Consider the following 16,059-nt stretch of genomic DNA (forward strand, 5'->3'; position numbering starts at 1 on the left):
TCTGCGAGACATTACATCTGTCTCTACATGAACATACCACCATCTACATGGATCGTTTGTCCAGTTAGATAGTTTCCATCCTCAGATGCGAGAAATGATACCACTTTTGCGATGTCTTGCGGATCGCCAAATTTGCCCAGCGGGATTTGTTTTAGCATTGCTGTTTTGACTTCTTCATCCAATTTGTCAGTCATATCGGTAGTGATAAATCCGGGAGCAACTGCATTGACTGTAATACCTCTAGTTGCGAGTTCTTTTGCAGCTGTTTTGGTTAGACCTATGACTCCAGCTTTAGCTGCAACATAATTTGCTTGACCAGGGTTCCCGATTACTCCTACAATTGAAGCGATATTAATGATTCGACCGGATCTCTGTTTCATCATTTGTCTAGATACGGCTTTCGTACATAAGAATACGCCTTTGAGATTTGTGTTGATGACATCATCCCACTCATCTTCTTTCATCCTCATCAATAAGTTATCTCGTGTAATTCCAGCGTTATTCACTAGTATATCCAAACTACCAAATTGATTAATTGTTTCCTTCACCATTCCTTTTACATCTTCGCTGTTAGCAACATTACATTGATATGCGATCGCTTTCCGACCCAAAGCAATAATCTCGTCGACCACTTCTTTTGCTTTCGCTTCACTGCCAGAATAATTGACAAGTACATTTGCTCCTTCTTTTGCAAGAGCAATCGCAATTTCCCTACCAATTCCTCTTGATGCACCCGTTACGAGTGCTGATTTCCCTTCGACTCTCATGATTTATCCTCCTCTAACGCTTCAATCGCTTGTCGACAGCTTTCAGGATCCTGAACTGATAAAGTTGTAACATCCCGATTTATCTTTTTAATTAGTCCAGATAATACTTTTCCCGGGCCAATTTCTATAAATGTGTCGACACCAAGTTCAACCATTTTTTCAATAGAATCTTCCCAAAGTACTGGAGAATATAGTTGTTCTATCAACTTTCCTTCAATATCTTCACTCGCATGTAGCGGTCCAGCAGTGACATTTGCAATAACAGGTATTTTTGCATCATTCATTTCAATTCCTGATAATACTGCTGCAAATTTTTCCGCTGCTGGCTTCATTAATTCGGAATGAAATGGTCCACTTACTTGTAATGGCAATACTCGTTTTGCACCTTGTTCTTTTGCCTTAGCGCTTGCTAGTTCAACACCAGATACTGTTCCTGAAATAACAATTTGCCCGGGACAATTTAAATTAGCTAACTGAACTGAATGACCATCATTCGTAATGCTTTCTGTAACTTCTAACAGACGCTCACGATCGAATCCAAGTACAGCCGCCATTGTTCCTTCACCATTAGGAACAGCCTCCTCCATCAATTCTCCACGTTTCCTAACAGCGTAAACTGCATCAGAAAACTGCATCACACCACTAGCCACAAGTGCTGTATATTCTCCAAGACTATGTCCTGCTGTGTAATCAGGTTTAATTCCTGCTGCTTGTAAACACTGTAAAAGTGCAACGCCAGTAGTTAATAATGCCGGCTGTGCATTTGTTGTTTTCGTCAATTCCTCCTGCGTTCCTTCAAAGATCAAAGCAGAAAGTGGTTGTTCCAGTCGATTATCTGCCTCATTAAAAATCGCCATCGCATCTTCATCCGCTTCGGCAATAGCTCGTCCCATTCCTACTTTTTGTGACCCTTGCCCTGGAAAAACAAAAGCAATTTTTCCCATTCAATCCACCCCATTATTCGCCCTATTATTTTCTGTAACAGCACTACTGATTTTCCCAGATACATCATGAATGACCATTTCCCGTGCTTGTCGAACAGCATGATAAATAGCATTCGCATTTGATGAGCCATGCGCTTTAATTACTGGTGCATCTAGCCCAAACAGACATGCGCCACCATATTCAGTATAATCTAATTTTTCTTTAAGTTGTACTAGATCTGATTTAATTAAGCCAGCAGCAATTTTATTTTTCAAACTACTAGTTAATGTCCCTTTTAGCATAGAAAAAATAGCAGATGCTGTTCCCTCAATTGCTTTTAAAACAATATTACCAGTAAATCCGTCTGTAACAACCACATCTGCATGTCCCTCTAGTAAATCACGTGCTTCTATATTTCCAATAAATTGAAAGTCTGCTTTGTCCAATAGGTCATAAGCTTTTTTCGTTAATTCATTTCCCTTATTCGCTTCTGTTCCAATATTTAAAAGTGCTACTTTCGGCTTTTTAATCGCCCTAACTTTCTCTGCATATATATTTCCCATAATAGCATTTTGTAGTATATGCTCTGGCTTTGCATCCGCATTTGCCCCTAAATCAAGCATAACAAACCCTCGACCATCCAAAGTGGGTAAAGTCGGTGCCAGTGCCGGTCTTTCAATCCCTTTAATCCTTCCAACGACAAATAAACCCGCAGCCATGAGCGCTCCAGTATTTCCAGCAGAGATGCACGCATTCGTCTCTCCATCATTAACTGACTGGGCCATCATAACCATTGATGCTGTTTTTTTTCTGCGTACTGCTCTAACTGGTTCATCATCAGCTTCAATTTTTTCTTCAGTATGTATAACCGTTATTTGATCCGTTTTAGTTAAATATTTATTGATTTCAGCTTCATCACCATACAAAACAAACGCCGTATCTGTAAAATCACGAGCAGCTTGCATAATACCATAAACAATTTCTTTCGGCGCATGATCTCCACCCATTGCATCAATTGCAATTTTCATTCAAATTCACCTTCTATGTTTTGACTAGATCGATACATTTCAAATTCACCTTTAAAAACAAGCTCTTGGTCTACAAAACTTTGAACATCCACAATCGTTCGATCTTGAACAATGAGTTGTTTTTTCACTTTTGCTTTTGCCACTACTCTTTCACCCGTTTTTACTGGACGAATAAATTGGATATTCACTTTCGCTGTAAGCGCTAGCTCATCATTGATTACAGCTACTGCAAGTGAATTCGCTTGAGCAAACAAATGATGTCCACGTGCAATAGAATTTCTAATAAACACATGCTCTTGTTTTACATCAAAAATTGAAATAGCGGTTTGATCAAGTTGTATATCAATAATTTCGCCAATTACTTCGTTAATAGGTAGGGACTTCACTTCATCTTCTACATGTTTTACCGCTACTGTTTTGATTCTTTCTCTTAGTTCAGGAATAGCAAGTTCCATCCGATCAAGTCGGATCGTTTGTACGCTGACCGAAAATAGTTCCGCCAATTCTTCATCTGTAATAAACGGATTTTCCTCTATCGTTTTGCGCAGTAACTTTTGTCTCTCTTTCTTTGAAGGCCTCATATTTATCAACACCATTCAAGATATTATGACTAGGTATTAATAGTAGTATATAAAACAAAAAAGAAAAACGCAACAAAAATACGTTTCTCTCTTGTTATATTAATCCAGTTTTTCTCCCGATAAAACGCCTGATTCCTCTAGGTATGTCCTTAATGGTAAAAAATCTTCAGCTTCCCAAAATTCTTTCTGCTCAAGTAAATGGGCCGCGTCATTCCGCGCTGTTTCTAAAGCCCTATAATCATGGACCATATCAGCTACTTTGAAATCCGGTAGTCCACTTTGTTTTTTTCCAAAAAAGTCACCAGGACCACGTAATTCTAAATCCCGTTCACTCAAGACAAATCCATCGTTCGTCTCCGTCATGATCTTCATTCTTTCTTTCCCAACTTCTGATTTAGGATCAGCAAGTAATATACAATAGGATTGCTCCTTCCCCCTTCCTACCCTCCCGCGTAATTGATGGAGCTGTGATAGGCCAAATCTCTCTGCATCATAGATGACCATAACAGTTGCATTCGGTACATTTACTCCTACTTCAACAACGGTTGTTGACACTAGCAGTTGAACTTGATTTTCACTATATGCTTTCATTACTTCTTCTTTCTCAGCAGAAGATAGCCGACCATGCATGAGCCCAATATTAAATTTCCCTTGAAAATGATTAGAGAGCATGTCAAAAACATCAATAGCATTTTGAACATCGATTTTCTCAGATTCCTCTATCAAAGGACAAATAACATATGCTTGATGACCTTTTAACAACTCTGCTTCAACAAACTTCAGTATTCTATCAAGCATATTATGCTTCGCCCAATATGTTTCGATTTCTTTTCTACCTAATGGCATTTCATCTATTACGGAAACATCCATTTCTCCAAACACTGTAATGGCAAGCGTCCGTGGAATTGGTGTTGCTGTCATAAACAAAACGTCAGGACTTTCTCCTTTTTCACGAAGTACTCGACGCTGCTCTACACCAAAGCGATGTTGCTCATCTGTTATTACTAAACCCAGTCGGGCAAAATTCACCTCTTCTTGGATCAATGCATGAGTCCCAATCATTATATCAATTTTGCCACTCTGTAAATCTTCTAAAATAACACGCCTTTTTTTTCCTTTTATTGAGCTTGTTAATAAGGCCGTAGATACTCCTACAGGTTCTAAAAGATCTCTTAGTGATGTCGCATGTTGTTCGGCAAGAATCTCCGTAGGAACCATTAATGCTCCTTGATAGCCCGCCGTTACACTAGCATATAATGCAATAGCTGCAACAGCAGTCTTTCCTGATCCAACATCACCTTGGAGAAGTCGATTCATTTTATACGGAGATTTTAAATCGGCACATATTTCATTTACAACTTTCTTTTGCGCATTTGTTAATGTAAAAGGAAGTGTAGCAATGAATTTTTTTAACATCTCTAGATTATAATTTTGTTCCATTCCTTTTGATTGCTCTCGCTCTATTTTTCGAAAGGTTTGCATTTTTAATTGAAAATAGAGAAATTCTTCGTATACAAATCTTCTACGTGCTTGCTTCATCTCATCCTGGGAATGTGGGAAATGCATTGCATGCAAAGCTGGTTTTTTATTTGATAATTTATATTTATCTCTCAACACTTTGGGTAATGTTTCTTCGATATATTCTCCATATTCATGAAATGCTTGGGTGATATAACGGCGCAAAGCTTTCACACCTACATTTCCTTTCGTTGGATAGACTGGTTCAAATTCTGTTATTTGTGAGTGAGGTCCCAACTGTAAATCTTGACCAGTAATTGTTTGACGATGCTTATCCCATTTACCAGACACGGTAATTACATCTTGTGGATTTAACTTTCCTTTTAAATATGGACGGTTAAAGAAAGTTACTTTTATTAAATAAGGATCTACGAGTAGATGGATGATAATTCTGTTTTTTTTCCTACCAAAATACATGATAGAAGGCTCACTGTGGACAATTCCTTCAATCGTTATTTTTTCATCATGTGCCACTTCTGCCAAGTCACGCAAACTTACATCTTCATACCTAAATGGAAGATGATTCAGCAAATCAGCAATCGTGGAAATACCCATATCAGATAACGTAGCCGCTGTTTCAACGCCGATGCCTTTTAGTACAGAAACGGGATCAAGTATATTTTTATTCACAATTCGCTGGCGCAATCCCAAAAATCATAGCTTTTAACATTGGACCAATTGCAGCCAATCCCCCTTTACCTGTTCCATTTAATGAAGTTGATATTTGTTCATTTATGTATTTCATCAAGTGTTCCTCCCTCGTTTAATCCCACAGGAAAAGATATGTATAGCGAACGCTTATGTTTCTATATACAAGGAAATAGAAGGGATATCCCCTTCTATTTTGCTGTTATTTATTCGACTGAGAATATATAATTATACAAAGGTTGATTTCCGTTATGGATTTCCACTTCAACATCTTGATAATTTTCGTCTAGGTATTTAACTAACTGATCTATCTGAGATTGATCTGTATCTTCTCCATAAAGAATCGTCAAAATCTCAGTTTCATCATCAATCATCTTCGCTAACAGATTACTTGCAGTAGTGAAAAGATCGCTGCTTGTTTCAACGATTTTACCTTCGTTAATTCCCATATAATCATCTTTTGTAATAGCTAATCCATCAATACTTGTGTCACGAACAGCGAAAGTTACCAGGCCAGTCTTTACTTCTCCTAATGCTTCATTCATTCCTTCACCGTTTTTCTCTAATGAAACGGATGAATTAAATGCTAACGCAGCAGCTAATCCTTGAGGTACTGTTTTAGTCGGTACAACAATTACATTTTCTTCAGCAATATCTGCGGCTTGTTCAGCAGCCATAATAATATTTTTATTATTTGGCAATAATATGATGTTATTTGCATTCGCTTTTTTTATAGACTCCATAATATCTTCCGTACTCGGATTCATTGTTTGGCCACCTTCAATGACCTCAGAAACGCCTATGCTTTTAAACAGATCAGCAATTCCCGTGCCCATTGATACAGCAATGATCGCATACTCTTGATGCTCCCTTACCTTGGAAGCCGCGTTCGTAACATGATCAGAGTGTGGCTGTGAATCTCCAATAATTGCACTATGTTGTTCTCTCATGTTTTCTATTTTCATATGAATTAAACTACCATACTTTTGGCCATAGGATAAGACATCCCCAGGTTGCTCAGAATGTATATGGACCTTAGCAACCTCATCATCTGAAATTACAAGCAATGAGTCACCGTATTCACTTAATTCATTTCTAAAGTTATCTTCATTAAAAGTCTTTTTATTTGTTTCCAAACGAACCATAAATTCTGTGCAATACCCATATTCAATATCTTCGGTATTCATAAATCCTTGTATACTTTGATGATGCTGCGCATTTACAAGCTCGTCCATGGATGGAGTAAATGGCTCCATATCAGGTAATGCTTCGCCTTTTAAAACGGCTAGAAAACCTTCGTACACACAAACAAGGCCTTGTCCGCCACTATCAACGACACCAACCTCTTTTAAAACAGGCAACAAATCAGGTGTACGCTGAAGTGAAGCTTTAGCCTCTTTCAATGTTTCTTCCATGACTACGATCAGATCTGTTTCAGTAATCGCAACGTGAACTGCTTTGTTAGCGGCATCTTTAGCAACTGTTAAAATAGTTCCTTCAACAGGTTTCATCACAGCTTTATATGCCGTTTTCACACCAGTGTTCAGCGCTTCCGCAAAATCTAAACTTGTAAGAAACGGCTTCTGTTCAATTGCTTTAGCAAATCCTCGGAACAGTTGGGATAAGATAACCCCCGAGTTACCTCTTGCACCCATCAGTAGGCCTTTCGAAAGAGCAGTTGCCACTTTGCCTATATGTTCTTGCTTATTTTTTTGCACTTCTTTAGAACCTGATGACATCGATAAATTCATATTTGTTCCCGTATCTCCGTCTGGAACGGGGAATACGTTTAGTGCATCAACCATTTGCGCATTTGCTGCTAAGTGATTCGCTCCTTGAATAATCATCTCAGCAAAGCGGTTACCATCCAATGATGTATTAGACACTTACTTTTTCCTCCTCATTAAGGATTCGTTACACGAACTCCCTGTACAAAAATATTTACTGTATCTGCTGATATTCCAATCGTTTGTTCCAGTGTGTATTTCACTTTAGATTGTACATTATGAGCTATTTCTGAAATTTTCGTTCCATAGCTGACGATGATATACATATCTATATGGAGTGAGCTTTCTACTTGGCGGATAATAATCCCACGAGTAAAGTTTTCTTTTCCTAAAATATCAGTGAATCCATCTTTAATTTGATTTTTAGAAGCCATTCCTACAATACCATAGCAGTCGATTGCTGCCCCCCCTGCAATCGTTGCAATTACATCATTGGATATTTCAATTTGACCATATTTTGTTGTCATTTCTATTGACATGCAACTTCCTCCTCATTGTCGAATCATCGCATATACGGGTTTATTTTCCGCATGATAATACGTACACATAATAGCTATCATTAGTTTACTATATAAGGCTATTTTTTAAAAGCGATACCTTTTTGATGTCAAGCAAATCTTCTTTAAAGAACAGGATTGAAGTATTGCATTATGAAAGTATGTATGATAAATTATTAAAGTATCTTTAATGAGCAAATTGAAGTGATGAGCGATTAAATAGTATTACTTCAGCAACGGGAGGGAATTATATATGCCAAAGCAATGTGTTATCACTGGTCGTAAAACATCGTCAGGTAATAACCGTTCACATGCTATGAATGCTAGTAAACGTACTTGGGGAGCAAATCTTCAAAAAGTCCGCATTCTTGTTGACGGAAAACCGAAACGTGTATGGGTCTCTGCAAGAGCTCTTAAATCCGGTAAAGTCGAAAGAGTGTAAAAACTAACTATAAGCAAAATCGGTTAGTACACCACGTACTGTGGCAACTCCGATAGACCCTGCGACATGCAGGCTAAAACAAAAAGGCGCCTGATTCAGGTGCCTTTTCTCATTTTCTTAATTCTTTTTAAATGTCCCCAGCATTGCCCTAACTATCCCACCCAATATTCTTGGCAGTTTAAATGTATAAAATCTCATAAAAATTCCCTCCTAATCTGAAAAACGGGTTTCCAGTCAATCCTATTATATTCGGCATAAATGGATTCGTACGTGCCCATTTATCATGGGGCATATGCTAATCATTACTTCTTATCATCATTAATATGCCATTTTCAAATAAAAAAGTACCCGTTTCTAGGAGAAGTTCGTTACTAATGCATAAAGATGAACCGAATGGTACACGATGATTAGTAAGAGGATATTTGAATCCGGTTAGCGTCAACCCTGTCACATCAGTAGTGAGGGGAATGAATGAGATATATTTTTTTTGAATATCGGTTTGAATTTGGTAACGTCCCGGAAAATAAATAGAAATTGCATTTTGCAGATCGAGCATTTCTATTTTTACTAAAACATTCTGTTTTTGATAATGGGACAGCATGAGAGCATTTGCCATAAAATGGTCCAATCTGCCCCCGGTAGCTCCAAAAATTTTTATTTTAGTAGGATTTTGTTTAAGCGCCCATTCCATTGCTAATTCCATATCTGTTTCATCTTTTTCCGCTCGAAAACGGCTAATCTCATCTATATGAAGAGTTATTTCTGTCCATTCTTCGTCTGTTACTGAATCAAAGTCACCAACTGCGAAGTGTGGTATGATGCCTTCCTCCAACAGATAAGATACACCACGATCTACACCCATCCATTCGATATTACCAATATTACTAAAAGCGGAATCTGGTATTAGATGTTTAGGACCACCTGCAATGAGGTGGATAACTTTTTCATGCGTAACCATTTAATCGGTTAATTGACTGCGGAGTTCATTTATGGCCTGTTTTCTGTCTGTGTGACTAAATATAGCAGAGCCCGCAACAAAAATATTTGCACCAGCATCACTGCATAATTTTGCCGTTTCACCGTTTATTCCGCCATCCACTTCGATATCAATATTTAGACCTAAACGTGTTACCATTTGTTTAATCTCACGAATTTTCGGCAATACACCTTGAATAAATGTTTGACCACCAAACCCAGGGTTAACAGTCATAAGTAATACCATATCTACATATTCGAGAATACTACTAATCGACGAAGCAGGTGTACCAGGATTTAACACGACACCTGGCTTTGCGCCAAGCCTTCTAATTTCTTGTACTGTTCGATGTATATGTGGCGAAGCTTCCACATGGATCGTTACATAATCCGCACCAGCTGATATAAATTGATCAAGATAACGATCAGGATTCTCTATCATTAAATGGACATCCAACGGAAGATTTGTCACTTTCCTGACTGCTTCAACTACGAGAGGTCCCATTGATATATTCGGCACAAAATGTCCATCCATCACATCAATATGAATGATATCAGCCCCTGCTGCTTCTACTTCTTTCACTTCATCAGCAAGCCTTGAGAAATCGGCCGCCAATATGGAAGGTGCAATTTTCATTTTCGTTAATACCTCGGCTTTCTTCCCCTAATTTCTTCTATAAATTGTTTATAATGCTTATAGCGGTATTCAGGTATTTCTCCATTTTCAACTGCAGATTTCACTGCACATCTAGGTTCGTTTAGATGAAGACATCCCCTAAACTTACACGCCCCACTTTCGCGATACATTTCCGGAAAATAATTGGCTAAATCTCCCTCTTCTATCCCTGTAAAATCTAATGAACTGAAACCGGGCGTATCAGCTACTAAGCCGGTCCCGATTTCAATTAATTCCACATGGCGTGTAGTATGTTTCCCACGACCTAAATGTGTAGAAATATCATCAGTTTTTAAGTTTAATTCAGGATTCAGTACGTTTAAAAGAGATGATTTACCGACACCTGATTGCCCAGCAAAAACACTTGTTTTTCCGCTTATAAAAGGTCTAAGTTGTTCTATTCCTTCCTCCGTAGTGGAAGAGATCATCAGCACATCATAGCCAAAACTACGATATTCTTTCATATACTGGTTGATTTCTTCCTCGTTCACCAAAAGATCTTGCTTTGTAATACAAATAATTGGCAATACATTTGCCGCCTCTACTATTACAAGAAAGCGATCAAGGAGTGTAGTACTAAATTCCGGTTCCAATGCTGAGAACACAAGGATTGCTTGATCAATATTAGCAACCGGCGGTCTCACTAGTTCATTTTTTCGTTCCTTCACATCCATTATATAGCCTTCTTTATCATTCTCTGCTTGAAAAGAAACGAGATCACCTACTAGTGGAGATACGTTATTAATTCTAAAAACTCCGCGACCTCTACATTGAACAATTCCTTCTTCCGAAAGTACATAGTAAAATCCACTTATTGCTTTAATTATTTTTCCTTCAGTCATAGCACACTTCCTTTGTTAAATAATAATTAGTCCTCTGGATATTCTACTTCTTCATCAAGAATCACTTTATTATCACTCACTCTTATTACTCTATAGCTCGCTTTCTTGCCCTTCTCGATTGTTAGCTCAATTTGTTTCGTTACCGGACCTTCAATCATAAATGTTTGTGCAGGTACAGTCATACTGTTATACGCATCTTCGATGAAAATTTTAATTTCTTGCGGTACTGCTTCTTCGCCTTCTTCCCCAGGATCATAAGGAATATTGATTTCTTTCGTAACTGTTTTTGGCGGGACTTCTTCTTGCCCTTTTGACATAACTACTTTCACCTTACTACCTTTTGCTAATTCTGTACCAGAAGCAGGATCTTGCGATATGACAAGGCCAGCATCTATCGTATCAGAAAATGCTTCACTCGACATATCTATTTGTAGCCCTGTTAATTCTTCATAACTCTCTAAACCTTTTGTATTATAATCTGTTAAGTCTTTAAGCGTTATTTTTTCTTCTCCTAGACTGACTACGAAATATAATGTTGTTTCGCCAGGTACTACTTCTTCATCCGGGCTAGGATCCTGTTCTATAATAGTTCCTGCAGCTGCCTCATCATATCTTGTTTCTTGTTTAATTTCTTTAAATTCATTTTTCAGGGCCTGATTAATAGATTCAAATTGCTGACCTGTATAATCAGATAGCGGGAATTTTTCTTTTCCCATACTAATATATAGATCAACAGTGCTTCCTTTTTTTACTTTATTATTTGCCTTAGGCATTGTTTTAATTACTGCACCTTCTGGAATATCCTCGCTTGTAATATTAATTCGCTTATCTACTTCCAAGCCCGCATCCACTAACTCTAATACAGCATCATCATAATCGTCCCCACTCACATCTGGGACTTCAACATTTTGCGCATTTCGTATTGCAGGCAAACCAATAGAATAAAAAAGTAATGATAATAATAGTAACATGATGAAAGAACCTACAACCCACGGCCACTTATTCCTACGCTTGGTTTTTTTGATTTTTTTTGTTTTTTTGTTTTTTTGTTTCGGTTTTTTCTTATCATTAGAGACGTTCAACGTCGTTTGCTCTTTTTGATGTGGTACAGTATTTCCATTATTATTATATAGCTGATGATCCATTATTACAGGGATTGCCTTGGTTGCATCCATGTCTTCTGGGATCACAAACCTTGGTTCATTTATCCTATCTGGATTTAACGCTGATTCTAGTTCGCTATGCATTTCTACCGTATTGTCATAGCGAAGAAATGGATCCTTAGCAGTAGCTTTCAGGACAATGTTTTCTACACTTTGCGGAATATCTGGATTCCAACGTGTTGGTGAAGGTGTGTCCGACTGCAAATGCTTCAACGCAATCGAAATTGCCGACTCACCAGAAAAAGGAAGTCGTCCCGTCAATAATTCAAACATAACAATACCTATCGAGTAAATATCAGATTTTTTTGTCGCCATTCCGCCACGCGCTTGTTCAGGTGATAAATAATGAACAGAGCCTAAAACTGCATTTGTTTTTGTTATTGAAGTGGAAGTTAACGCCATCGCAATACCAAAGTCAGTAATCATGACCTCGCCATCATGATTAATTAATATATTTTGTGGTTTGATATCTCGATGCACAATATGATTTTGATGGGCATGAGTCACTGCTGAGGTTAACTGTTTCATAATATCGATTGTTTTTTCGATCGATACAGGATGATTTTGTTGAATGAATTGCTTTAATGTCGTTCCATCAACATATTCCATCACTATGTAATAAATATCACTTTCTTCTCCCACATCATAAATATTGACGATATTTTCGTGGTTCAAACTTGTAGCAGCTTGCGCTTCTCTTTGAAATCGGCGAATAAATTCATCTTCGTTTGCAAAATCTAATCTAAGAACTTTCACTGCAACTTCTCGTTCGAGGATGATATCATGAGCTAAGTAGACATTTGCCATGCCCCCTCCGCCAATCATTCTGAGAATTTTATAGCGTCCGCTAATTCTGCGGCCAATCAACATTCTTCACACCTGCTTTCAATGCAGGAATCATATTCGATAATCGCTAAAGATATATTATCTTCTCCACCATTTTGATTTGCTATATCAATTAAAAGTTCAGCCTTTTTAGCTAGTGGATTCACATCTTTTAAAATATTTTCTATTTCAGTATTCGATACTTTATTTGATAAGCCATCCGAGCATAGCAATATTTTGTCGCCTTCTTCAAATGTAATCGTTGTGATGTCCATATCAATGATCTGTTCTGTTCCCAATGCTTTCATTAAAACGTTTTTTCTTGGATGCAACTCAGCTTCCTCACGCGAAATATGACCTGTTTTAATCAGTTCATTAATGAGCGAGTGATCTTCTGTCAATTGCTTGAATCCCGTTTCATTCAGTATATAACAGCGACTATCCCCTATATTGACAATTGTGGCAAACAGCTCTGTACAAATAGCAGCTACAATGGTAGTACCCATGCCTTCACATTCTTTATTTTCTTGTGCATGTTTAAATATTTTTTCATTCACTTCAGACACATTCGTTAAAAACCAGTTTTCTGCCTGCTCTGGAGTTAACGTCTTTTTCTCCTCGCTCCACAGTTCTTCAAGCGTATTTACTGCTATCCCGCTTGCTACCTCACCAGCGTTATGACCTCCCATACCATCAGCAATAACCGCAAGAACTTTGCCATTTTCATTTAAAAAGACACCGCCACTGTCTTCATTTTGGAGCCGTACTTTTCCTTTATCCGTTTTATAAATTACTGTCATAACTATACTACCTCTTTTCCTCAATACGCTTCTCTAACAGCATGGCCATGCTATTGCCGAACCGCTATATTGTTTTTCTATTTTTTTAGAAAACATGAGATAAAAAAGCCGTCTCCTCCAAAATCCTGCGGAAATATTTGTAGCATATGTTTGTGTTCACCTTGCAATGCAGTTAAACTTTCTGGAAGCTGCAAAGGATGTGGTTCAAATTCGGGATGTCTTTGTATAAACTTTTCCACAGTTTGAATATTCTCATCATTATCTACTGTACATGTACTATATACTAATAATCCTGTTTTTTTCACTAAAGGGGCAACAGCATCTAAAATAGATTGTTGTACCGACCCTAAAGATTGAATATCATTAATTGTTTTCGTGTATTTAATATCAGGTTTTCGGCGAAGAACACCTAATCCAGAACAGGGAGCATCTATAAGAATACGATCAAAATAGTCTTGTTCATACTCTTGTCCAGCTTGTCGACTGTCCATTGCCTTCGTCACAATATTTTGTAAGCCAAGTCGCTTCGTATTTTCTAGAATCAGCTTTACTTTATGTGGATGAAGGTCAAGCGCTTCTACTATACCGGTTCCATCTAATACCTCGGCAATATGCCCAGTCTTACCTCCAGGTGCAGCACATGCATCAAGGATCTTCATATTTGGAGCTATTTCAAGTGCATGCGCGACAGCCATCGAACTTTCATCTTGGATCGTTATATATCCTTGTCGGTATGCATCAGAATCAACTAGATTACCTTTCATTACCTTAATCGCTTCAGGTATAATCGGACTAGGCTGGACAGCAAAACCCTCTGCATCAAGCATCTTCATGACTTCATCTCTTGTTGCTTTTGTCATATTGACTCTAGCTGATTGCATAGGAGCTATTAAATTTTCCTCGCACATAGTTTTCGTCGTATCGATACCAAATTGCGCTACCCATCTCTCTATAAGCCACTGAGGATGGCTCGTTTCAATTGCAAGTCGCTCTAATGGATCTGCGATTGTTTCCAAGCTTGGTAAGCCTTGCCTTTGTACAGACCGTAAAATGCCATTTACTAGTCCAGCTATTCCTTTATGTCCACGTTTTTTTGCAATTTCAACAGATTCAAAAATAATTGCCCGATCAGGTATTTTATCTAAATATACCATCTGGTATAGTGACATTCTTAGAAGTATGCGAACCCAGTCGTCTATCTTCTTTTTTAGAAAAGGTTGAAGATAAAAGTCAATTGTCATTTTTCGTTGGATTGTTCCATACACTATTTCTGTTAATAGCCCTGTATCTGGACCTGTGATTTTTTGTTTTTTAATCACTTGATTTAACAGAAGATTACTGTATGATTGGTGTTTATCAATCGCTTCAAGTATTTCTAAAGCAGCTTCTCGCACATTTTTTTTATTCATCCGTTTTTCCCATTCTGAGGCCAACCCTTATTTCCGTACCGGCTCCTCTTAAATATTGTTCCGCAGACATTTTCTTTTTGCCTGCAGGTTGCAGTTCCATCACTTTAATTCCTATATTATTGCCGGTCGAAATAATAAATCCGTCTTCAGCCACTTCGGCAATCATCCCAGGATCAAGTGGGTTTGCTAGTACAACCTTACTTGCTTTCCATATTTTAAGCACTTGTCCAGCTAAAGTCGTATAAGCGACTGGCCATGGACAAAGTCCCCGCACTTGATTGAAAATAACTTCCCCTTGATCAGTCCAATTTATTTTTTCTTGTTCTCGTTTAATATTATAAGCATATGTAGCAGCATCATCTTTTTGCGGATGAGCTATTATTTTCCCCGCAATTAAATCAGGCAGGGTTTTTGCTAATAATTCTGCCCCAATTTCACTTAGTTTTGTATGCATGGTACCTACATCATCTTCATCCATTATTAAAACTTCATTTTGACTAATGATATCTCCTGCATCAAGCTTCTCTACCATATACATAATCGTGATTCCAGTTTTAGTTTTTCCTTCTAAAATAGCATAATGTATTGGTGCCCCACCACGGAGTTCCGGCAGTAATGAAGCATGTACATTTATACAACCTAATTGTGGCGCTTCTAAAATCGCGGCAGGTAAAATTTGCCCATAAGCGGCTGTAACGATTAAGTCTGGCTTCAGTGCTAAAATTTTATCCGTTTCTTCCGGAGTACGTATTTTTTCGGGTTGAAATACAGGTATATTGTGATGCGCTGCCTCCATTTTTACCGGCGTTGGCGTTAATGTTCTTTTTCGCCCTACAGGTCTATCTGGCTGTGTAACAACTGCAATCACATCATATCCATCAGTAATTAATCTACGCAAGATTGGAACTGAAAAATCAGGCGTTCCCATAAAGATAATTTTTGTCATTTCATATCACTACTTTCCAATCTATTCATTTTATTATCTTATTTGATTTAATATCCCTTTACTTAAACAGTTTTTTCAATTAAGGTCCCTTGACTAAAACTGCCACTTCTCCTAGCGATCTTAGCCGTTATTCCTTATTTGTCTAGCTCCTGCGCCCAGCTGCAAACTTCACGATTCTTCCTACGATAAGTCAACATCGGTGTTGCCACAGGACATGGCGATCTTAACCGA

17 protein-coding genes are annotated in these 16,059 nt (G+C 37.9%); 1 reads left to right on the forward strand and 16 read right to left on the reverse strand.

The genetic code is table 11. From position 1 onward, the window contains the following. Window positions 1-23: 23 nt before the first annotated feature. The 8 genes from fabG to MHB53_RS06055 all read right to left on the reverse strand — a co-directional run bounded on the left by fabG (window position 24) and on the right by MHB53_RS06055 (window position 7,732). Window positions 24-767 carry a 3-oxoacyl-[acyl-carrier-protein] reductase gene (gene fabG, locus MHB53_RS06020; protein WP_340916282.1) on the reverse strand — a complete coding sequence of 248 codons (744 nt, stop codon included), beginning with the start codon at window positions 765-767 and terminating at the stop codon, window positions 24-26. After that, window positions 764-1,711 (reverse strand): ACP S-malonyltransferase, encoded by a 948-nt coding sequence (gene fabD, locus MHB53_RS06025; RefSeq protein WP_340916284.1) that lies wholly within the window; start codon window positions 1,709-1,711, stop codon window positions 764-766. The genes fabG and fabD overlap by 4 nt, the downstream gene beginning before the upstream one ends. Then, complete coding sequence (gene plsX, locus MHB53_RS06030; RefSeq protein ID WP_340916285.1) at window positions 1,712-2,719, reverse strand: phosphate acyltransferase PlsX; 1,008 nt, start codon at window positions 2,717-2,719, stop codon at window positions 1,712-1,714. Beyond that, on the reverse strand, window positions 2,716-3,300 hold the full coding sequence (fapR, locus tag MHB53_RS06035) for a transcription factor FapR (protein WP_340916286.1): 585 nt from the start codon (window positions 3,298-3,300) through the stop codon (window positions 2,716-2,718). The genes plsX and fapR overlap by 4 nt, the downstream gene beginning before the upstream one ends. A gap of 99 nt (window positions 3,301-3,399) precedes the next feature. Next, a complete protein-coding gene (gene recG, locus MHB53_RS06040; protein ID WP_340916287.1) occupies window positions 3,400-5,448 on the reverse strand; it encodes an ATP-dependent DNA helicase RecG in 2,049 nt (682 codons plus the stop codon). Then, window positions 5,441-5,563, reverse strand: a complete 123-nt coding sequence (locus MHB53_RS06045) for a hypothetical protein (RefSeq protein WP_340916288.1) — start codon at window positions 5,561-5,563, stop codon at window positions 5,441-5,443. Before MHB53_RS06045 ends, recG begins: the two co-directional genes overlap by 8 nt. 109 nt (window positions 5,564-5,672) lie before the next feature. Beyond that, window positions 5,673-7,352: a DAK2 domain-containing protein gene (locus MHB53_RS06050; RefSeq protein WP_340916289.1), complete on the reverse strand. Its 1,680-nt coding sequence runs from the start codon at window positions 7,350-7,352 to the stop codon at window positions 5,673-5,675. A 17-nt stretch (window positions 7,353-7,369) separates the two neighbouring features. Continuing rightward, window positions 7,370-7,732, reverse strand: coding sequence for an Asp23/Gls24 family envelope stress response protein (locus MHB53_RS06055; RefSeq protein ID WP_340916290.1), 363 nt, complete (start codon window positions 7,730-7,732; stop codon window positions 7,370-7,372). Window positions 7,733-8,003: 271 nt separating this feature from the next. Here MHB53_RS06055 and rpmB point away from each other — a divergent pair, with 271 nt between their 5' ends. After that, entirely contained in the window at window positions 8,004-8,192 is a 189-nt protein-coding gene (gene rpmB / locus MHB53_RS06060; protein WP_340916291.1) for a 50S ribosomal protein L28, read from the forward strand. A 117-nt stretch (window positions 8,193-8,309) separates the two neighbouring features. Here the strand turns inward: rpmB and spoVM are convergent, their stop codons facing one another. The 8 genes from spoVM to fmt all read right to left on the reverse strand — a co-directional run bounded on the left by spoVM (window position 8,310) and on the right by fmt (window position 15,828). Further along, entirely contained in the window at window positions 8,310-8,390 is an 81-nt protein-coding gene (gene spoVM, locus MHB53_RS06065) for a stage V sporulation protein SpoVM (RefSeq protein WP_340924512.1), read from the reverse strand. A gap of 97 nt (window positions 8,391-8,487) precedes the next feature. After that, on the reverse strand, window positions 8,488-9,150 hold the full coding sequence (locus MHB53_RS06070) for a thiamine diphosphokinase (protein ID WP_340916292.1): 663 nt from the start codon (window positions 9,148-9,150) through the stop codon (window positions 8,488-8,490). Next, entirely contained in the window at window positions 9,151-9,804 is a 654-nt protein-coding gene (gene rpe / locus MHB53_RS06075; protein ID WP_340916294.1) for a ribulose-phosphate 3-epimerase, read from the reverse strand. A 5-nt stretch (window positions 9,805-9,809) separates the two neighbouring features. Further along, complete coding sequence (gene rsgA, locus MHB53_RS06080; RefSeq protein WP_340916295.1) at window positions 9,810-10,685, reverse strand: ribosome small subunit-dependent GTPase A; 876 nt, start codon at window positions 10,683-10,685, stop codon at window positions 9,810-9,812. Between the two features lie 26 nt (window positions 10,686-10,711). Next, entirely contained in the window at window positions 10,712-12,718 is a 2,007-nt protein-coding gene (gene pknB / locus MHB53_RS06085; RefSeq protein ID WP_340916296.1) for a Stk1 family PASTA domain-containing Ser/Thr kinase, read from the reverse strand. Then, a complete protein-coding gene (locus MHB53_RS06090; protein WP_340916297.1) occupies window positions 12,712-13,473 on the reverse strand; it encodes a Stp1/IreP family PP2C-type Ser/Thr phosphatase in 762 nt (253 codons plus the stop codon). The genes pknB and MHB53_RS06090 overlap by 7 nt, the downstream gene beginning before the upstream one ends. Window positions 13,474-13,550: 77 nt before the next feature. Continuing rightward, window positions 13,551-14,882 carry a 16S rRNA (cytosine(967)-C(5))-methyltransferase RsmB gene (rsmB, locus tag MHB53_RS06095; protein WP_340916298.1) on the reverse strand — a complete coding sequence of 444 codons (1,332 nt, stop codon included), beginning with the start codon at window positions 14,880-14,882 and terminating at the stop codon, window positions 13,551-13,553. Continuing rightward, complete coding sequence (gene fmt / locus MHB53_RS06100; protein ID WP_340916300.1) at window positions 14,875-15,828, reverse strand: methionyl-tRNA formyltransferase; 954 nt, start codon at window positions 15,826-15,828, stop codon at window positions 14,875-14,877. The genes rsmB and fmt overlap by 8 nt, the downstream gene beginning before the upstream one ends. Window positions 15,829-16,059: the final 231 nt, after the last annotated feature.

Source organism: Bacillus sp. FSL K6-3431, from assembly GCF_038002605.1.
Lineage (GTDB): Bacteria > Bacillota > Bacilli > Bacillales > Bacillaceae_C > Lederbergia.